This window comes from Ferruginibacter sp. (genome assembly GCF_031391665.1).
GTDB lineage: Bacteria > Bacteroidota > Bacteroidia > Chitinophagales > Chitinophagaceae > Ferruginibacter.
Genome location: NZ_JANMUN010000058.1, coordinates 25838 through 45782, shown reverse-complemented (window position 1 = coordinate 45782; position 19945 = coordinate 25838). Strand labels below are relative to the sequence as shown.

General features: G+C 37.0%; 16 protein-coding genes. All 16 read right to left on the bottom strand.

What is annotated here, in order from left to right; all coding sequences use genetic code 11:
* Positions 1-3: 3 nt before the first annotated feature.
* The 16 genes from arsN2 to kdpA all read right to left on the bottom strand — a co-directional run bounded on the left by arsN2 (position 4) and on the right by kdpA (position 19943).
* Positions 4-456: an arsenic resistance N-acetyltransferase ArsN2 gene (arsN2, locus tag ACY651_RS04395; protein WP_462250091.1), complete on the bottom strand. Its 453-nt coding sequence runs from the start codon at positions 454-456 to the stop codon at positions 4-6.
* Positions 457-493: 37 nt separating this feature from the next.
* Positions 494-1351, bottom strand: coding sequence for an arsenite methyltransferase (locus ACY651_RS04390; RefSeq protein ID WP_462250089.1), 858 nt, complete (start codon positions 1349-1351; stop codon positions 494-496).
* Positions 1352-1716: 365 nt separating this feature from the next.
* Positions 1717-2052, bottom strand: coding sequence for an ArsR/SmtB family transcription factor (locus ACY651_RS04385; RefSeq protein WP_462250087.1), 336 nt, complete (start codon positions 2050-2052; stop codon positions 1717-1719).
* Between the two features lies 1 nt (position 2053).
* The gene (locus ACY651_RS04380; protein ID WP_462250085.1) at positions 2054-2671 is read right to left on the bottom strand and encodes a class I SAM-dependent methyltransferase; all 618 of its coding nucleotides are present in this window, start codon (positions 2669-2671) and stop codon (positions 2054-2056) included.
* Positions 2672-2792: 121 nt separating this feature from the next.
* The gene (locus ACY651_RS04375) at positions 2793-3584 is read right to left on the bottom strand and encodes a TIGR00266 family protein (RefSeq protein WP_462250083.1); all 792 of its coding nucleotides are present in this window, start codon (positions 3582-3584) and stop codon (positions 2793-2795) included.
* Positions 3585-3728: 144 nt separating this feature from the next.
* Entirely contained in the window at positions 3729-3914 is a 186-nt protein-coding gene (locus ACY651_RS04370; RefSeq protein WP_462250081.1) for a CsbD family protein, read from the bottom strand.
* Positions 3915-4083: 169 nt separating this feature from the next.
* Positions 4084-7647, bottom strand: a complete 3564-nt coding sequence (locus ACY651_RS04365) for an efflux RND transporter permease subunit (protein ID WP_462250079.1) — start codon at positions 7645-7647, stop codon at positions 4084-4086.
* A gap of 393 nt (positions 7648-8040) precedes the next feature.
* Entirely contained in the window at positions 8041-9240 is a 1200-nt protein-coding gene (locus ACY651_RS04360; protein ID WP_462250077.1) for an efflux RND transporter periplasmic adaptor subunit, read from the bottom strand.
* A 30-nt stretch (positions 9241-9270) separates the two neighbouring features.
* Positions 9271-10671 carry a TolC family protein gene (locus tag ACY651_RS04355; RefSeq protein ID WP_462250075.1) on the bottom strand — a complete coding sequence of 467 codons (1401 nt, stop codon included), beginning with the start codon at positions 10669-10671 and terminating at the stop codon, positions 9271-9273.
* Positions 10652-11287 carry a TetR/AcrR family transcriptional regulator gene (locus ACY651_RS04350; protein ID WP_462250073.1) on the bottom strand — a complete coding sequence of 212 codons (636 nt, stop codon included), beginning with the start codon at positions 11285-11287 and terminating at the stop codon, positions 10652-10654. The genes ACY651_RS04355 and ACY651_RS04350 overlap by 20 nt, the downstream gene beginning before the upstream one ends.
* A gap of 153 nt (positions 11288-11440) precedes the next feature.
* Positions 11441-13180: an ATP-binding protein gene (locus tag ACY651_RS04345; RefSeq protein WP_462250071.1), complete on the bottom strand. Its 1740-nt coding sequence runs from the start codon at positions 13178-13180 to the stop codon at positions 11441-11443.
* 61 nt (positions 13181-13241) lie between these two features.
* Entirely contained in the window at positions 13242-14366 is a 1125-nt protein-coding gene (locus ACY651_RS04340) for a sensor protein KdpD (RefSeq protein ID WP_462250069.1), read from the bottom strand.
* Complete coding sequence (locus ACY651_RS04335) at positions 14366-15442, bottom strand: porin (protein WP_462250067.1); 1077 nt, start codon at positions 15440-15442, stop codon at positions 14366-14368. The genes ACY651_RS04340 and ACY651_RS04335 overlap by 1 nt, the downstream gene beginning before the upstream one ends.
* Before the next feature lie 5 nt (positions 15443-15447).
* Positions 15448-16008, bottom strand: coding sequence for a K(+)-transporting ATPase subunit C (locus tag ACY651_RS04330; protein WP_462250065.1), 561 nt, complete (start codon positions 16006-16008; stop codon positions 15448-15450).
* A 36-nt stretch (positions 16009-16044) separates the two neighbouring features.
* The gene (gene kdpB, locus ACY651_RS04325) at positions 16045-18087 is read right to left on the bottom strand and encodes a potassium-transporting ATPase subunit KdpB (protein ID WP_462250063.1); all 2043 of its coding nucleotides are present in this window, start codon (positions 18085-18087) and stop codon (positions 16045-16047) included.
* Between the two features lie 155 nt (positions 18088-18242).
* A complete protein-coding gene (gene kdpA, locus ACY651_RS04320; protein ID WP_462250061.1) occupies positions 18243-19943 on the bottom strand; it encodes a potassium-transporting ATPase subunit KdpA in 1701 nt (566 codons plus the stop codon).
* Positions 19944-19945: the final 2 nt, after the last annotated feature.

Below are 19945 nucleotides of genomic sequence, written 5' to 3'. Positions count from 1 at the left end.
TATTTAAATTTTCTTTTTCATAACAACTGCCGATGAAGGGCATAAGGAAGTAAACTCTGCAGTTTGTTTTACACCTGCCGGTGCTTCTTCCCTGCTAATAACACAATAGCCCTGTTTACTAAAAAAATCTTTTGCTGTTGTGGTTAATAAATACAAACAGTTGATGCCTGCATCTTTTACATACTTTTCTATCTCTTCATTAATATATTTTCCGTAGCCTTTACTCTGTTCTTCTTTTACAACACTTACACTTCGTAGTAAGGCGCAATCTTCAAATATTTCTACCCCAACAGTGCCGATTATTCTTTCAGCATCTTTCAACAAATAAAGAATTTTTTCTTCGTCAATATCTGCCACAGGCAATTTATGTTGCTGCAGTAAAGTTATTGCCTGCTGGCGCTCATGCTCAGCTATTGCAACTTGTAAATTAAGCGATTTTGTTATTTCACTTATCATACTTTTTATTTTTTAATTAAAGTATTACAAAATTCCTTTAGCAACATCCGCTTCCGGGTTCACAACAATTTCTTTCATCCTTTGCAGGTTTTTCTGCATATACAGTTATACTTGTAATTTTTGTTTTACCATTTTTATAAGTTGCAATTTCTTCTGCAGTTAAATAATTAGCTAAAATATTATCGGGTATAATTATGGGCTTATCTTTTTGCAGGGTAATATTTTTAAAACCAAGCGATGCAATTATTTCCAGATACACTTCTCTTTGTATAGCACCGCTAACACAACCTGCGTACAACTCTGCCACTTGTTTCCATTTAGCCGGCAATTCGCCTTCCAGCACAATATCACTGATAGAAAAATGGCCGCCGGGTTTTAATACCCTGTAAATTTCGCTTATAACTTTATGTTTGTTGGGCACTAAATTTAATACACAATTACTTACAATTACGTCGGCATAATTACAGGTAACCGGCATATCATCAATATCGCCTAACCTGAACTCCACATTATTCAGTTTTAATTTATCGGCATTTTCTCTTGCTCTTTTAATCATGGCTGCTGTAAAATCAATACCCAGCACTTTACCATTTTCACCCACAAAACGGCGGGCTATAAACGCATCGTTGCCGGCACCGCTGCCTAAATCAATTACGGTATCACCGGTTTTTATTTTTGCAAACTCAGTGGGCAAACCGCAACCCAATCCTAAATCTGCATCAGCATTGTAACCTTCCAGTTTGGTGTAATCATCTGCCATAATGTTGTATACTTCATCGCCGCAGCAGCTGGAGGTAGCACCGCAACAGGATGTTGCATTCTGATCTTTACTTTGTTCCGCAATGGCGGCATACTTTTCTCTTACGAGGTCTTTAATTTCTAATTCATTGTTCATGGCTATACTATTTGTTCCTCATCCGTACTTTATAAAATGAGGAGGTTAAAAAATAATTTTTTTTGAGCCCGGCAATATTTTTTTTTCATCTTCATTGGTCTGGCCTAAGGCGAGACACTCTTCAACAAAATAATTTTACTGGGCTATAATTATGTTTTGCTTTAGCACCTGTCGTTCCTACGGAACGATTTGAAACTTGCATTATTTATTCTACCCACCTTAAGCTCCTATGGAGCTATTTTAAATTGCAAACCTCTTTTTTTCTTAGCCGGGTGAGCCACTCTTTAAGGAGTGACTCACCCTAAGCTAATCTTCACTTCGATCTACTCCATTTCCACCTTTAGGGGATAGGGGCTTCAGGGCTTTTAACAACACGCCTTTTCGTTCTGCATTTTTAATTTATTAAACAGAAAACTAAATTCTCCCATAAATTTTTCAAAAGCTTTCCAGTTAATGCAGTAGCAACTGCGTGGGCCATCTACAGTTCCATTAATTAACCCTGCGTTTTTTAATTCTTTTAAATGCTGGCTTACCGTGCTTTGTGCCAATGGTAATATTTCTACTATCTCGCCGCAAATACATTCGTTGTGCTGCGCCAGAATTTTTAAAATTGAAATACGGGCAGGGTGTGCCAGTGCTTTGGCAAATTCTGCCAGGTCCTGTTCCTTTTGAGTAAAAGCTTCTTTTTTGTGGATGGCCATTTTATATACTTAATTTTTGAAAGCTGCAGAATAAAAAATTTTGAACTGTTTTAAAAGGTGTAATATGGTTGGTGGTAATGCATTTTATTTTTGTAAACCATTTTTGCAATGTACTGCTGAGTAATTTTTCATCGTACTGCTTTATGGGTAAACCGCTGCACTTTTCCGGCCCGTTATCAGAAAAAGTACCAATGATCATTTTACCTGCAGGCTTTACATTTTTTTGTGCAATCGACAGATAAGATTCTACTTCTGTTGGGGTAGTTAAAAAATGAAAAGCAGCTCTGTCGTGCCAGCAATCGTATTGCACAGTAGTTTTAAAATCTAAAATGTTAGATACAATCCATGTAACCGTAGTTGCTTTTTTACCCAGCCTATTTTTTACTTTATCGATTGCCGCCTGAGAAATATCCAAGACAGTAATATTGGTATAACCCATGTTTAACAAATGATCAACCAAAAAACTATCGCCACCACCAATATCAATTATTGCTGCATTTTTGGGCAAGGCAAGCTGTGTTATAAAGTTGATAGACTCCTGTGGTGTTTGCTGGTACCAGCTTACTTCGTTTACCTGCTTGGTGGTAAAAACATTTTCCCAGTGTTGTTTTAAACTCATATTTAATCTTATATCGCAAATATACGATTAATAAAAATGCGCCACCAAATTTATTTTATTAAAAAGTTGGCAATTTTTAAAAATTGCCAACTTTTTCGTTTACTATACTATTTATACTTTCTTATTCCCTGCCATCCAGTAAATTACCCAAACCACCCAAAATACTTCCTTCTTCTTTACGTTTATAAGAACCGTATTGCATTATCCTTCCGGCTAAACGGCTGATGGGTAAACTTTGTAACCACACTTTACCGGGGCCCTGCAACTTTGCAAAAAATAAACCTTCGCCGCCAAACATCCAGTTTTTAATACCCCTCACCATTTCAATATCAAAATCAACATTGGCTGTATAAGCCACCACACAACCGGTATCTACTTTTAAAATTTCTCCGGCTTTTAATTCTCTTTCTACCACATAACCACCTGCATGTGCAAATGCCAAACCATCGCCTTCTAATTTTTCCATTATAAAACCTTCGCCACCAAAAATACCTGTGCCCAATCTTCTTTGAAATTCAATACCAATACTAACACCTTTGGCTGCACATAAAAAAGCATCTTTTTGTGCAATGATCTTTCCGCCTAAGGCTGCCAAATCAAACACAATTATTTTACCGGTGTAAGGCGATGCAAAACTTACTTTCTTTTTGCCCTGCCCGGTGTTGGTAAAAGCAGTCATAAATAAACTTTCGCCTACAAGCAATCTTTTACCGGCACTGAATAATTTGTTCAGTATCCCGCCGCTTTGCTGCTGACTGCCATCGCCAAAAATAGTTTGCATTTCAATACCATTATCCATCATCATAAAAGCCCCACTTTCTGCAATGGCTGTTTCATTGGGATCCAATTCAATTTCTACAAACTGTAATTCTTCTCCATAAATTTTGTAATCAATTTCGTGGTTTGTACGCATGGCTGTAATTTTTTTGTGAAGATAATATCAATTAAAAAAAAGAAACTATAAAATTATGATGACTGGCAAAAAACAATGCCGTCAAGCCTATGGCTTGGCGGCATTATAAAACAACTTTTAGAATGTTGTTTTATAAACAAACTGTTACAATGATTTTATCCACTTTACTAACTCATCACGGCCCTTACCAACTTTTTTTTGAAGGTTTCCCAAAAACTCATCGTCTTTTCCTTCTTCGTATTTCAGGTCATCATCTGTAAGGTCGGCATAAGCCTGTTTTATTTTTCCCTTTACTTCATTCCAGGTGCCTTTAAATTCTAACTTATCCATAATTTTTATTTTTAAATGATACAATGAGGTTACAAATAACTGAACACTATTTTCATGCCAAAAAAAATGCCGCCCATTTTAATGTGCGGCATTTAAGTAAGCAAACTTTACCAACGTTTAAAACTTTGGTGAAGTTGTTAATAGCAGATTTTTCATATCAGGAATATGTTTATGCTTTCCTTTTAATTTCTTTCAACTGTCCGTTCCAAACTTTTTTGCCCTGCATCCTTCTTACCAAATACATAATACCTACAAATATAAAGAAGAAAGGACCAGCAAAACCTAACAAGCCAATAAACTTGGTGCCATAAAATTTTTCCATTGGCCTTCGTAACCTTTCCGAAATAATATACATGCTCGGTACCATTATCAGCGTAAGAAAGAAGGCGAAGATTAAACCAAATATCATCGTCCAGCTTAATGGACCCCAAAAAACCACACTATCGCCACCAAAGAAAATATGCGGATTAAGGTGCTGGAAGAACGAAACAAAATCGATGTTAAAACCAACGGCCAAAGGCAACAAACCTAATATGGTAGCCACGGCAGTTAGTAATACCGGTATAATACGAATTTTACCAGCTTCAATTGCAGCAGCTTTTGTACGCATACCTCTGCCACGCAATTCATCTGTAAATTCTATTAATAAAATACCGTTTTTAATTACAATACCGGCCAGTGCAATTACACCCACACCCAGCATAATGGTAGCTATCGTCATACCGGTTAAAGCATAGCCCAGCAACACGCCAATTACACTAAAGAATATTTCGGTAATTACAATAAATGGTTTGCTGATACTGTTGAACTGCAGCACAAGTATCAGAAATATTATACCCAATGCAATTATCAAAGCTTTTAATAAAAAAGATTGAGTTTCTTTTTCCTGTTCGCTTTGGCCACTTAATTTTAGAGTAACATCTGCCGGTATTTTATTTTTGGTTTTAAAATCATCCAGTTTTATTTGCAACTCTTCGTTTACTTTACCCACCATGGTAGGATCCAGCACATTACTTTGCAATTGTATGGTGCGTTTTACATTTTTACGTTTTACGGCTCCCGTTGCAGTAGTATAATCAATAGTGGCAACAGAACTTATTGGGATACTTTTTACCCTCATGGTATTCATATCCATAAATGTAATCCGCATGTTCATCAGGTCGGTAATATTATGCCGTACCAAATCTATAGTACGTACCTGAATTTTATATTCATCTTCACCATCTTTTAATTTACTTACTTCTTTACCAAATAAAGCAGTACGAATTTCCATACCAATCTGCCCGGTGCTTAGTCCTTCCATCATGGCTTTTTCTCTATCTACATTTATACTTATTTCCGGACTGTTTAAATCCACATCCATCTGCAGGTTTTCAATACCATCAATCTGGTTGGTATCCATATAATTTGATAAGTCGGTGGCTACTTTTGAAATGCTTTCAAAATTATCTCCCTGCACTTCAATATTTACCGGAGGGTCAGTAGGCGGCCCGCCATCTTCCTGTGCCACTTCAATGCTGGCACCGGGTATGCCCACCATCTGCCTGCGTATTTCTTCTTTAAAAGGCAATGTTTTTTTACCTTCTCTTTTATCGTACTCCACAAACGATACCTGTATGCGGCCTAAGTTGGGTTGCACACTTCTGTTATTATCCCGTGGATTATTGGCACTAACGGCTACGTTAGTAATTATACTTTCTACAATACCACCAGGTTGCGTGGGCAATTCTTTTTCTAAAATTTTTTGCACCCTGCCTTCTAATAAATGTGTAACACTGTCGGTGTATTTAATATCGGTACCCACAGGTAATTTAACGTACACATAAACAAAATTAGGATCGCCGCTTGGGAAGAAAGTGGATTTGTTACCACGAACCATTAAGAGCAATACTGAAATAATAAACAAACCAAACAAAGATGCAAATGCCCACACCGGCCTCCAGCCCACCAATATCCATTTTAATAATTTTTCGTAACGGTTCATTAAACTGGGTAATACTCTTTTTTGAAAAGCATGTATGGCATCGTTTAAAACATAAGCATTAAATACCATCAGCAACGCCATCATTAATAAAAAATTAGCCATGCCGTGGTTGCCGGAAATATGCAAAAAAACACCTGCTACTGCAAAAATGATAAACCATTTATTTTTCCAGATAGCACTTTTTGGTTTTTCATATTCTTTGCCCTCGGGCTTCATAAAGCTTACCGCAAAAACCGGGTTAAAAATAAACGCTACTATTAACGACGCTGCCAAAGTAAGTATGAGCATGGTGGGCAGGTAAATCATAAACTTACCAATTAATCCTTTCCATAACAGTAATGGAAAGAAAGGTGCTAATGTAGTTGCCGTACCTGCTAACACCGGAATAAAAACTTCTCCGGCAGCTTCTTTAGCACTGCGTACAATAGGTATTTTTCCATTGTTATAAATACGGTGTGTATTTTCTATAACTACAATAGCATCATCCACAATTATACCCAGCCCCAGCAGCAGTGCAAACAGTACAATAAAATTTAGTGTAACCGTGGTACCAATAATACCATCTGCCAAAGGCAAAAACATAAAAGCCACAAACACACTCAACGGCACACTCAATGCCACAAAAAATGCATTGGTTACTCCCATAAAAAACATGAGGATAATTAACACCAAAACAAAACCAATAATGATAGTGTTTACCAGTTCGTTAAATGATGTTTTGGTGGCTTTACTTAAATCGCCGGTAATTACTACATTTAAATCTTTAGGCAATTCTTCTTTTGCCTTCATCTCGGTAACAATATCTTTTATTTTATCAGCTGCATTTATTAAATTTTCGCCGGCACGTTTTACAATATTAAGTGTTACCACATTTTTTCCATCTAACCGGGCATAACTGTCTTTTTCTTTAATGGTATCTACCAGTTGTGCAATATCTTTTAAATATACCGTAGCCCCTTGTGCGCTGCTTCGTACTACAATATTATTAAGGTTTAAGGCGCTGGTAAATTGTCCTTTTACTTTTATAGTGCGGCGCATATCTCCCACTTCAATCATACCACCTGTAATATCCCTGTTCTCTCTGCTTATGGCATTTTCAATATCCATAAAACTTATCCGTGCCTGGCTCATTTTATACGGATCAACATTTACCTGTATCTCACGTTCAGGCGCACCCACAATTTCTGCACGGGTAATTTCGGTAAGTTCTTCAAACTTATCCTGCATTTTATCGGCATACTGTTTTAGTTTTATTCCATCATAATCGCCGCTTACGTTTACAAACATGATGGGCATTTCGCTAAAGGCAAACTCTGCTACATCGGGCTCCGATGTTAAATCGGTAGGCAGATCTGTTTTTGCTTTATCAATAGCATCTTTTACTTTTTGTTTGGCTACTTCTGTTTTTACATCGGTATCAAACTCGGTCACAATCAAACTGTAATCGGCCTGGGAGGTGCTGGTAATTTTTTTAACCTTAGCGCCGCTGATTCCTTTTAATTGTTTTTCAATTGGTCTTGTAACAAGGTTCTCAATATCTTTTGGTGAGTTACCGGCATACACTGTTACTACCGAAATAGTTGGCACTACAATATCCGGAAACTGCTCTTTGGGCATGGTATTAAAAGTGTATAATCCGTATGCCGATATCAGCACTGCAATAATATACACTGCCGTACGGTTATCTACAGCCCAACTGGTTGGTTTAAACTCTTTAAATTTTTCTTTTATTCCTTCTATAAAATTCATAAAAATTGTTTTAACCTTTTCTTACAAACGAAAAAGTTGATTACGTTTTATTTTTATTGCTTACGCAATTTTTTATTTTGTACCGGGCTAATAAACTTTACTGGTCTTCATTGGCGTCGCACTCTTGTACAGCAAATCTTTATTCAGCATTACAGAATTTTTATTTTCCTAATGTCACCCCTTCGGGGTTAGCGATAATCACTTTACAATGCTATATTAATTTCATCCCTTCGGGATTTTGAAAAACATTATTCAATTTTCTACCCACCTTAAGCTCCTACGGAGCTATCATAAATCATAATCTTCTTTTTTGTTCTTCGCAATGATCTGCTCCATTTCCCTTCCCTTTGGGAAGGATAGGATGGGCTTTTTTCCTCCAGGGGATAGGGGTTTTTACAACGTCGTCGTTATCGTTTGCCCTTCGTACAAATTTTGAAACCCTTCTGTTACCAATTGATCACCTGCTTTAAGGCCCGCTTTTATTTCTACATTTTCGCCATACACTTCACCAATAGTTACAATAACACGGTGTGCCGTAGTTTTGCCATTGCTGCTTTTACTTAATACATAAACATACTTACCGGTTTCGTCGCTCTGTACTACATTAACCGGAATTACAACTGCATTAGCCGCAGTATAATCTAATATTTTTACCACAGCCGATTGGCTTGGTTTTAAACTACCATCATAAGGTATTTTTGCTTCGGCAATAAAACCCCTTTGCGATGGGTCAATAGACTGGCTGATTAAAGATATAGTAGAGTTAATTTTTTTACCGGCATCTGGTATGGTTATTTGCACAGGAGAACCTTTACGCATCCTGGTTAAATAATTTTCGGGCACATTAGTAACTACTTTTAATGATGAGGTATTTACAATTTTTATTTGTCCTGGCCCGCCAAACACTTCACCAACTTTTACGTTAACCACATCTGCAATACCGCTTACATCACTATATACATTAGCGGTATTTAATTGCGCCTGCGCCACTTTAACCTGCTCGCCAATTGCTGCTATCTGATTTTCTAATCCAGTTACATTTGTTTTAGCAGAGATTAATTGCACTTCGGTACCAATGCCCTGATCCCATAGATTTTTCTGACGCTGATAAATATTTTTAGCATAATTTAATTGTGTCTTGTAGCCTTCCATTTGCTCCTTAACAGCTGCTACCTGTTGGCGCATTATAACATCATCAATTTTTAAAATTAGTTGACCTTTTTTAACAAAATCTCCCTCGTTTATATAAATCGCTTTTACCTGGCCTCCCATTCCACGAGGTGTTATGTAGGAAATATTATCCGCATCTACTCTTCCCATTAAATCAATAAAGTGCTGAAAATTTTGTGTGGTAACCGGTGCAACTGTAACCAGTTTAATTTTTGCAGCATTGGCCGAATTGGTATCAATTTTCAGCAACTCATCCTGCAGCTTTTTTAGTTCTGCATCAGTTTTAGATTTATCAGTTTTTAATTTTTCTATAGCTGCTTTTTTATCATTTATTGAAGCTTCGCCATCTTTTTTACTGCCACCGCAACTTGCTAAAATGACTGCTGCTGTAATAATTAATCCAAATGTTTTTACCTGTTTCATATATTAGTTTTGATACTTAATGTTTGTTGTTTATAATTTTCCTACGGCTTTTAGCCAATCAATTTTTGCAGTAATGGCATCGTACAAACTACTGTAATAATTGGTTTGTGCCACTTTTAATTCTGTTTGTGCATTGTATATTTCCTGGTTGCTGCCCAGGCCCTGTTCGTATTTCTTCTTGGTGGTGTTATATACATTTTCGGCCAGTGTAATATTTTGTTTTTGATTATCCATGGTAAGCAATGCGCTGGTCATTTTAATACGGCTCTGCTCTACATCGTAATCAATATTTTGTTTTAACTGTTCAATGTTATTTTGTGTTTTTTGCAGTTCGTACCTGCTTTGCTGTATAAGGGCATTTTTTTTGAAACCATCAAAAAGCGGTAAAGAAATTTTAACGCCAACTAAAGATGTAGTAAACCATTCATCGTTATTAAAAAAATTAAATTTACTGCGTTGTGCATTTTTGCTGTAACTGCCAAATGCAGCAACGGTAGGCAACTTGCTTAATTTATAACGGCGTATATTATAAGTGCCCAATTTTTCGGCTACACTTAACAACTGAAATTCTTTCCTGTCTTTATAATCATACGCTCCGTTAAGAATATTATCTTTTAATTCTGCTTCGCTTAATGTATCCGCTAAAACCAACTCTTCTTTTTGCGGCATGCCCAGCAAAAATTTTAAACCGCTATTACCTGCTGTAAGTGAGTTTATAATTTTTTCTTTCTCTGTTTTAATATTATTTAACTGCACAGTTACTTTATCCACGTCTAGTTTTTCGGCAAAACCATTTTTATAAATTTCTCTGGTATCATTCAGCAGTTTTTCAAACCGTTCTATGTTTGCATCTAACGAGGCTAATTGGCTTTTACCTACTACCAGCTGGTAATAAATTTTCATCACGTTAGCTTTAATTTGTTCCTGCGTAACTTCTGCTGTTTTTTTATAAAAATCCAATACAACTTCTCTCGCTATTAAACCCACAAAAACCTGCCCGTCAAACAACAACTGACTTACATCCACCCCGGCATTTGCTACCCACGGCACACCAAACTGTGCCTGTATATTACCAAAACCACCGGCTGGAAAAGTAATAGTGTTACCTGAGCCGTTTTTTACCGCTTCATCTACCAATACCTGGTAAGTAGCAGGGCTAATAAAGTTGGGTAAAGATTGTACCGCAATATTTGGATAGTGAGTAAATCCGGTACTTGCGTTTACCTGCGGATATGCAGCCGAAGTTATTTGCCTGTTTACTTGCTCCTGCACCTTCACATCCAGTAAAGCATTTTTAACCTGTGTGGCATTTTTCATGGCGTAGTCTATCGCCTGTTTTACGCTAAATTCATTTTTCTGCTGTGCATTTGCACCGGCAGATAATAACACCAAACTTATTACAGCGGTATTATTAAGCCAAAATTTTTTCATTAGTGTTCGTATTTTTTGTTCTGTCCTGTTGATATTTTGTAATTAGCTTATGTCCTTTTATTGTAGCCAAACTAAATAAAAAATGGATGGTTAATGTGGTTTGCACCGTTACCATATTGTATTTGTTTTTAGGAAATAGCAGTTGGTTAAACGGCAGCATTATAGTTTCAAGCCTTGCTTTAATTAATATATCTATATTGATGTCATTGCGGTATAATTCATCTGTAATGCCCCATTCCAGATTTTCTTTCAACACTTTAAACAGAAAAGTATATTTATGCTGCTTAAATTTTTCAAACGATTTGGGATAGTATTTTTCCAGCTCAAACAAAATGCCGGGGTTCATGTTTTGAAACATTTCCTGCATCATATCCATTGCTAAAAAAACTTCATGAATGGCATCTTTGGCTGATGATTTGTCTTTCATGCAGCAATCCTGATTGTGGTTGATGATGTCCACCATTACTGCATCCACCAGCTCATCCTTATCGGCGTAATACTGGTAAATTGTTTTTTTTGAAGCCCCCATTTGCACAGCAATTTCATCCATAGTAACGGATCTTACGCCAAATTGCATAAACAGGTCATGGGCTTTTTGTTTAATTCTGTCTTTCACTTTTCTTTTGTGTTAAATCGAGGGCAAAACTATGGAAACTTTTTTAGTTGCCAAAGTTTCCATCACTTTTTTTTACCACTTAACACAAAATTCATACAGAAAAAGCAGCCCTGCAGGCTGTTTTAATAAATTTTTTGCTGAAAGACAGTCTTTTTAAGCTGCAAAAACATTTAAAATAATGGTGAAAGTGCTGCCTGCGCCAAAATCACTTTCTACTTTAATTTCGCCGCCCTGTGCGTCAATAAATTCTTTACTGATGGATAAACCTAACCCGGTTCCTTCTTTTTTTGTACCCGGCACACGAAAATAACGGTCGAATATTTTTTGCTTGTACTCCGGTGCAATACCCTGGCCAGTATCGGTTACAGAAAACTCAATTTTATTATTCTTGTTTTTTGCAGCAATAAAAACTGTAGAATTATCGTAGGAATACCTGATGGCATTGGAAATAAGATTATTTAAAACCCAGGCAGTTTTTTCTTCATCGGCCAGTACATTGGGTATTGTTGCCGGCAGCAATACTTCCAGCTTAATATTTTTTTGATCGGCCGAGGCTTTGTTTGCGTTAATGGCATATTGCAAAATTTCTTTGGGGTTTGCTGATACTACGGCAATTTGTATATTACCACTTTCTACCTGCGACATGTTTAATAACTCGCCGGTAATTTTTAACAGGCGGTTGGCATCGTCTTTAATACTGCTGAGTAAATTTTTTTGTTCTTCGTTAATATCTCCTATTTGTGCATTCTCTAATAATTGCAAACTCATTTTAATGGAAGATATGGGTGTTTTTAATTCGTGTGAGACGGTTGCAATGAAATTTGTTTTTGCAAAGTCAAGTTCTTTAAATGGCGTAATGTTTTGCAATAAAATTACATTGCCTATAAATTTTTCTTCCTGCTCGCCTGTTGGGGTTATCTTGATTGCAATAACCTGTTTTTCAAAATAACTTTCTTTATTATCGGCATAAATTTTAATAGGCTCGTGCTTTGTATTAATTGTTTCGGATGCAGGATGAAACAGATCCTGTATAAGCGAACGGATCAAATCGTTGTTTACTGCCACATCCTGTATTAATTTTCCAATAGTAGCATCGGCTTTTAACCCCGAAATTTTTAATGCCACATCATTCATAAATAAAATATGCTTTTTAGCATCAAGGCCAATAACCGGATCGTTAATATTATTGATAAGCGTTTCAATACGCTTTTTTTCCATCATCAGTTTTTCTATGTTGCTGGTTTTATATTCTTCTAATTTTTGCGCCATAGTGTTAAATGCGTTGGCCAAATCGCCAAACTCGTTATGCTCTTCAAAATGCACCCGTTTAGAATAATTTTGTGCCGCAATTTCTTTTATACTTTCGGTTAGCTCTTTTAATGGGTTGGCAATATTACCGGGTAAATTAACCAGTAAAACAAAAGCAATTAAAAAACAAAAAGTACCTACCAGTGCAATCCACAGTGTGGCATTACCAGCAGTTTTTTTTGCAACATCACTTTTACGTTCAATAGCCTGCATATTCAGCAGCATAATATCGGTAAGGTTATTGTGTATTGTTGAGAGCAATAAAGTATCGGAAGGATTATTTTTTAATTTAGAAAAATTAGCAGCAAGCTGATCGGTTAATTGCTGCTCACCATTTTCAGTAATATTATGCTGCTGTTTTTTTAAATTGCTTTCAAATTTTAAAATACTTGCATTGCTAAATCCATCATCATTTAATGCAATAAGCATTTGCCTGGAATAATCGAGTGTATTATAATTAGCCACTAAAATATTTTTTGTATCGGCAGAAAGTTTATTAATGTATATACTTCCTATAGCTGTTAACAAAACAACCATGGCAAATAATAACCCTATACCTAAAACTAATTTTGCTTTTATTTTCATTTTTTTACTATTAAGCGATGTAAAAATTACCACATTGGCAACATAGAAAATAAGGATTTTATCAACTTAAAATTACCAGATCGATATTATTAGCAGATAATTTTTTTAACAGCTCATTAAATACGTTGGTGGCTGCAATTACTTTTAACAAACTTAAATGCGGTTTTCCAATGCAGATGGTAGTTATATTTCTTTGTTCGCATTGCTCAATAATTGCTTTTGCCACCTGCTTATTTTCAACTTTAATAATTTCGGCACCCAGTTCGGTAGCCAGTTTAAAATGATTGATTAGGTGACGTTGTTTATCCAGTGCAATTTTATCGGCGCTTTCGGATGGTGTTTGCACATACAGCACATACCATTTGCTGTTGTAATAATTAGCCAGCCTTGCTGTTTTTCTAATTACGGTTTTCGCTGTAATTTCATTACTGCTGATGCAGGCTAAAAATCGTTCATGCTTCATCGCATACACTTTAGTAACTTCTGTTTCTACTTTTCTTTCTACCTGCGATGCTACCTCTTTTAATGCCAGCTCTCTCAACTGCAAAATATGCGAAGGCTGAAAAAAGTTTTTAAGTGCTGTTTCAATTTTTTCTGCTTTATAAATCTTTCCTTCTTTTAACCTTACAATTAATTCATCGGCAGTAAGATCAATATTTACCACTTCATCGGCCTGAGCCACAATGCTGTCAGGAATTCTTTCTTTTACTTCTACACCGGTTATTTCTTTTACTTCTTCATTAAGGCTTTCTATATGCTGAATATTTACTGCACTTATTACATTTATACCGGCTTCAATAATTTCAATTACATCCTGCCATCGTTTTTCATTTTTACTGCCTTCAATATTAGTATGCGCCAGTTCATCAATAATTACCACTTCGGGCCGCAGGCTAATTACAGCCTGTACATCTAATTCTTCCAGTTCTTTACCTTTATAAAATAATTTTCTTCTTGGTACAACCGGTAAGCCTTCTAAAAGTTCGTGGGTTTCTTTTCTGTTGTGTGTTTCAATGTATCCAATTTTTACATCAATGCCATTTTTTAATAAAGAACGGGCTTCCTGCAGCATGCGGTACGTTTTGCCAACTCCAGGACTCATGCCAATGTAAATTTTAAATTTTCCACGCCTTGATTTTTTAATCAGGTCGAGAAAGTGCTGTACATTATTTTCTTTATCTAACATTAAAAAGATATGGCTAAGGATGTTGTTAAGAAAAAATTATTATTCACCGGCTTGCCGGCTTTTTCAAACGTTTTGTCTTTACCAGAATAGCCCCGGCCTTCAATGCGCCACATAACATTGTTACGAATAAGGTAATCATAATTGAGAGAATAACCCCATGTTTTAAAACCATTGGGTGTGCCCGTAGCAATGATCACGCCATTTTCATCGCTGTAATATTCTACTCTTGCTGCAATATTATTTTTGCTATCAGGGCTTATTTTTAAAATTACAACGGGTGCATACCATGTATTGTAATTGCTGCTGCGCTTTGCTTTCTGTTCTGCGCCTATATCAAAACCTGCTGTTACCGCCAATTTTTGGCTTAACTGGAATATGCCATAAAAGTTATGAAAATACCGCATCTGCCTTACACTGTCGGGCTTATCGTTGCCAACAAACGAACTGCTGTTTAAAATAATTTTAGAAGTGGGCTTAAAAGTGAGCTGGTGCCCGAATGCTGGCGTATTGTTACCATCTGTTCTTTGTATGCGTTGCCAGCCATTCAGCAATAACCCACTTACAAACCATTGACCATTATTGCTGGCATAAGAAATTTTTGCCCCAGTTTCAAAGTAGGGTGAGTTATCGGCCAGTATGCTTCTTGTTAGGTTCCAGCAATCTTTGCCAATGGCACTTTCAAAACCAATATGAGCTGCAAAAATTCCTGCATCTACCCAAAGTTCTTTTTGTTTTGAAATTTTTATACCTGCATTTGCTTCAAAAATATTTTTTAACACGCCGGGTTCTGCTGATAGATTGGTATTGGCGTATGTACCTGCCATAAGCGCCACATTAGCCCTTATCACATCTTTTTGGTACACAGCTTTTACAAATGCCAAATTTATATTTACTTCGTTGTGCCTGTTGTGCGAATATACAAATGCAGGACGGTTATGATTGGAAGGCTGTCCAAAATCGTATGTGTAGTAGGTTTCTATATACCCGCTAAAAGTTAGTGGTGTATATGTGCTGTCTGTTTGAGCTACCACCTTGGCTGCCATAAAAAACAAGGTTAATACTATTAATTTTTTCATCATTTCTATTTTAAATTATCTAAAGCTATATTAATTTTAAGCACATTTATTTTTTCGGTACCTAACATGCCCAGCAATGGTTTTTCGGTATTGTCGGTAATAATTTGCTTTACTTTTTCTTCCGCAATACCCCTTGTTTTTGCTATACGTTTTACCTGCACTTTAGCCGCTTGTACAGAAATATTTGGGTCGAGGCCGGCACCACTTGCAGTAACTAAATCAGAAGGGATTTCGCTTTTTTGCACGCCGGGGTTATGTACTAAAAATGTATCTATCCTTGCCTGTACTTGGGCTAAGTAATCGGGATTGCTGGGGCCTTTGTTGCTACCACCGCTTCCGGCTGCATTATAACCAACCGCTGATGGCCTTGATGAAAAATATTTATCATCAGTAAAATTTTGAGCAATATTGCTGTAATATTTTTTACCATTTACTGTTATGGTTTCGGCCTGGCCTTTATTGGGCGTAAGCCTGGCAATACCCCATATAAAAGCAGGATAGATCACCATAAAAAATACCAGGCAAACTAAAGTGAGGCGGATGGCTGGAAGGATATATTGCTTCATTTTTAAAATTTTATGTTTAATTAATTGTTGTAAGTTTTAAAACCAAATACTTACCAAAAGGTCAATTAGTTTTATACCGATAAATGGAATTATTACACCACCCAATCCGTAGATAAATAAATTTCTCCTTAACAAAGCAGAGGCACCGATGGCTTTATATGCCACACCTTTCAATGCTAATGGAATCAGCAGCGGAATAATGATAGCATTAAAAATTACTGCAGAAAGAATGGCACTTTCGGGACTGTGCAGTTGCATAATATTTAAACCCTGCAACACTGGTATAGAGGTAATAAACAAGGCCGGAACAATAGCAAAATATTTAGCCACATCATTGGCAATACTAAAAGTGGTGAGTGTTCCCCTGGTCATTAACAACTGTTTACCAATTTCTACTACTTCAATTAGTTTGGTTGGGTCGTTATCTAAATCAACCATATTACCGGCTTCTTTAGCTGCTGCTGTACCACTGTTCATTGCTACACCCACATCAGCCTGCGCTAATGCCGGTGCATCATTAGTACCATCACCCATCATTGCTACTAACCTTCCGCTGGCTTGTTCTTTTTTTATGTAGTTCATTTTATCTTCTGGCTTTGCCTCTGCAATAAAATCATCTACACCTGCTTTTTCTGCAATGAATTTTGCTGTAAGCGGATTATCACCTGTTACCATTACGGTTTTAATACCCATTCTTCTCAGGCGTTCAAAACGTTCGCTGATGCCGGGCTTAATAATATCCTGCAGTTCGATTACACCCAATACTTTTTCGTTTTCACTCACAACTAATGGTGTACCGCCATTGCTTGAAATTATTTTTACCCTTTCGGCAGTTTCGGCAGGAAAAATATTGCCTGTTTTTTCTGTTAGGTTTCTTATGGCATCAGAAGCGCCTTTTCTAATTCTTGTATTTTCAAATTCAATACCCGAGCTCCTGGTTTCTGCAGTAAATTTTATAAACCTTGGGTTATTAATTTGGTAAGTAGATGGATTGATACCAGCCAATTCAATAATTGATTTCCCTTCTGGTGTATCGTCGGCCATTGAACTAAGTACTGTTGATTTGATGAAATGTTTTTCATCAATACCATTGGCAGCATAAAAATTAGTGGCCTTTCTGTTACCAATGGTTATAGTTCCGGTTTTATCTAACAATAAAACATCAATATCACCAGCCGTTTCTACAGCTTTACCGCTTTTTGTAATTACGTTGGCACGTAAAGCCCTGTCCATACCGGCAATGCCAATGGCAGATAATAAACCGCCGATGGTAGTAGGTATTAAACAAACGAATAAAGAAATAAATGCGGCAATGGTTATTGGCGTATTAGCGTAATCAGCAAATGGCTTTAGCGTAACCGTTACAATGATGAACACCAAAGTAAAACCTGCTAATAAAATTGTTAATGCAATTTCGTTAGGTGTTTTTTGTCTTGATGCACCTTCTACTAATGCAATCATTTTATCTAAAAAACTTTCTCCTGCTTCGGTGGTAACTTTTACTTTTATTTTATCGGATAATACTTTTGTACCACCGGTTACAGAAGATTTATCACCACCTGCTTCTCTTATCACTGGTGCACTTTCTCCGGTGATGGCGCTTTCATCAATGGTAGCCAAGCCTTCAATTATTTCGCCATCCATAGGTATGGTATCTCCTGCTTCGCATAAAAAAACATCACCTTTAACTAATTGAGAAGATGGAACTATTTTTACTTCGTTCACATACATCTCTCCAATGATCTGCAACAATTTTGCTGGTGTTTCTTCTCTTGTTTTTCTTAAGCTATCTGCCTGTGCTTTACCTCTTGCTTCTGCAATGGCTTCTGCAAAATTGGCAAACAATAAAGTGAGTAATAAAACAGCCGTAACAATAATGTTGTAAATAAGACTGCCCTGGTTTTGTTCGCCGATGGCTATCCATATACACACGCCGGCCATTACCACAGTACCCACCCACACGGTAAACATTACCGGGTTGCGAAACATGGTTTTAGGATTGAGTTTAATGAAAGATTGCTTTAATGCTTCTTTCAATAAGTCCTTTTGAAATAAGGAGGTATTTTTTGAGTTTGACATTTTTTTGTTTTGTTGTCGGCTTTTGCTGGTCTTATAAAAAGTTCAGTAATGATATGTCGTACAAGAGTGCGATGCCGAAGCAGCACACGAATCTTTCTCGGCACAGGCGCCACTGAAGCTTAATGATTATTTTAAAGCCCGGTTCATAATTGTATTTATTTCATTCCAAAATATTCGGCTATTGGTCCCAGTGTTAGTGCAGGAAAAAATGATAGTGCTGCAACAATTGCTATTACTGCAAACACCATTAGTCCAAAGGTGCCGGTGTCGGTTTTTAATGTACCTGCACTTTCGGGAATATATTTTTTACTGGCCAAAATACCTGCAATGGCAACAGGGCCAATGATGGGTAAATACCTTGCCAGTAACATCACAATACCGCAACCAATATTCCAAAAGGGGGTGTTATCGCCCAGGCCTTCAAAACCGCTGCCATTGTTGGCACTGGAAGATGTAAACTCATACAGCATTTCGCTAAAGCCGTGATAGCCGGGGTTGGCCAGCCATGATGCATACGCCGTGGGGTTATGTGCATAGATATAACTTGCAATGGCAGTACCTGCTAAAATCAATAACGGGTGCAGTAATGCGATCATCATTGCAATTTTCATTTCTTTAGCTTCAATTTTTTTACCGAGAAATTCTGGTGTACGGCCCACCATTAATCCACTGATAAAAACAGCAAGAATGATGAAGATGTAAAAATTTAAAAAGCCTACACCCACACCGCCAAAAAATGAATTGATCATCATACCCAATAAAGCAAACATACCAGTTGGTGCGGTCATGCTATCATGCATAGCATTTACCGAACCATTACTGGTACAAGTAGTGGTAACTGCCCAATATGCAGATGCTGCGGAACCAAAGCGAACTTCCTTACCCTCCATGCTGCCCATGTTTTGTGCAATACCCATTTTTGTAATGGCAGGGTTGCCCTTCATTTCGCTTATTACAGAAGGAATGAGTAAGAGAAAAAATCCTACCGTCATCACGCCAAAAATTACCCAGCCTAATTTTTTTCTTTTCAACACATAACCCAATGCAAAAATCATTGCCATTGGGATTAAGATAATCGAAATAGTTTCTGCAATATTGGTGATGTAGTTAGGATTTTCTAAAGGGTGTGCAGAGTTAGGGCCGTAAAAGCCACCACCGTTTGTACCCATTTGTTTTATAGCAACAAATGCTGCTACAGGGCCACGACTTACCTGCACTGTATCGCCTTGCATGGTAGTAATAGTGTCTTTACCTTCAAAAGTCATAGGTGTGCCGTTGAACAATAATATAACGGCTACTACTAACGAAAGTGGTAACAATATCCTGGTGCAAGTTCTTACAAAAAGAAAATAAAAATTACCCAGCTTTTCGGTTGACTTTTCTTTCATTGCAAAAAACACCACCGCACAAATTGCTATACCACAACCGGCACTTATAAATTGAAACAACATCACGGTTAATTGTCCTAAATAAGACAAACCGGATTCGCCTGAATAATGCTGCAGGTTAGTGTTGGATATAAAACTGATGGTGGTATTAAAAGCAAGATCGGCGCTCATGGATGGATTACCATCGGGATTGAGTGGCAGCCAGCTCATGCTGGTGAGTACAAACATGCATAACAAAAACCAAAACAGGTTAATGGTTAGCAATGCCAGCAAATGCTGTTTCCAGGTCATTTGCTTTGTGGGGTCGATGCCGCTTAATTTGTAAAACACTTTATCCAGCGGATTAAAAATTTTATCCAGCCAGGTTTTATCGCTGGTAAATACTTTGCCTATATACCTGCCCAATGGAATAGCCATTAGCAACAGCAGCGCATACATAAAAACGAGGCCTGTAATTTCTGCATTCATGG

Bases quoted from the DNA above. Each gene is read 5' to 3' on its own strand.
- arsN2 (WP_462250091.1), bottom strand. From the start codon at position 456: ATGATAAGTGAAATAACAAAATCGCTTAATTTACAAGTTGCAATAGCT.
- ACY651_RS04390 (WP_462250089.1), bottom strand. From the start codon at position 1,351: ATGAACAATGAATTAGAAATTAAAGACCTCGTAAGAGAAAAGTATGCC.
- ACY651_RS04385 (WP_462250087.1), bottom strand. From the start codon at position 2,052: ATGGCCATCCACAAAAAAGAAGCTTTTACTCAAAAGGAACAGGACCTG.
- ACY651_RS04380 (WP_462250085.1), bottom strand. From the start codon at position 2,671: ATGAGTTTAAAACAACACTGGGAAAATGTTTTTACCACCAAGCAGGTA.
- ACY651_RS04375 (WP_462250083.1), bottom strand. From the start codon at position 3,584: ATGCGTACAAACCACGAAATTGATTACAAAATTTATGGAGAAGAATTA.
- ACY651_RS04370 (WP_462250081.1), bottom strand. From the start codon at position 3,914: ATGGATAAGTTAGAATTTAAAGGCACCTGGAATGAAGTAAAGGGAAAA.
- ACY651_RS04365 (WP_462250079.1), bottom strand. From the start codon at position 7,647: ATGAATTTTATAGAAGGAATAAAAGAAAAATTTAAAGAGTTTAAACCA.
- ACY651_RS04360 (WP_462250077.1), bottom strand. From the start codon at position 9,240: ATGAAACAGGTAAAAACATTTGGATTAATTATTACAGCAGCAGTCATT.
- ACY651_RS04355 (WP_462250075.1), bottom strand. From the start codon at position 10,671: ATGAAAAAATTTTGGCTTAATAATACCGCTGTAATAAGTTTGGTGTTA.
- ACY651_RS04345 (WP_462250071.1), bottom strand. From the start codon at position 13,180: ATGAAAATAAAAGCAAAATTAGTTTTAGGTATAGGGTTATTATTTGCC.
- ACY651_RS04340 (WP_462250069.1), bottom strand. From the start codon at position 14,366: ATGTTAGATAAAGAAAATAATGTACAGCACTTTCTCGACCTGATTAAA.
- ACY651_RS04335 (WP_462250067.1), bottom strand. From the start codon at position 15,442: ATGAAAAAATTAATAGTATTAACCTTGTTTTTTATGGCAGCCAAGGTG.
- ACY651_RS04330 (WP_462250065.1), bottom strand. From the start codon at position 16,008: ATGAAGCAATATATCCTTCCAGCCATCCGCCTCACTTTAGTTTGCCTG.
- kdpB (WP_462250063.1), bottom strand. From the start codon at position 18,087: ATGTCAAACTCAAAAAATACCTCCTTATTTCAAAAGGACTTATTGAAA.
- kdpA (WP_462250061.1), bottom strand. From the start codon at position 19,943: ATGAATGCAGAAATTACAGGCCTCGTTTTTATGTATGCGCTGCTGTTG.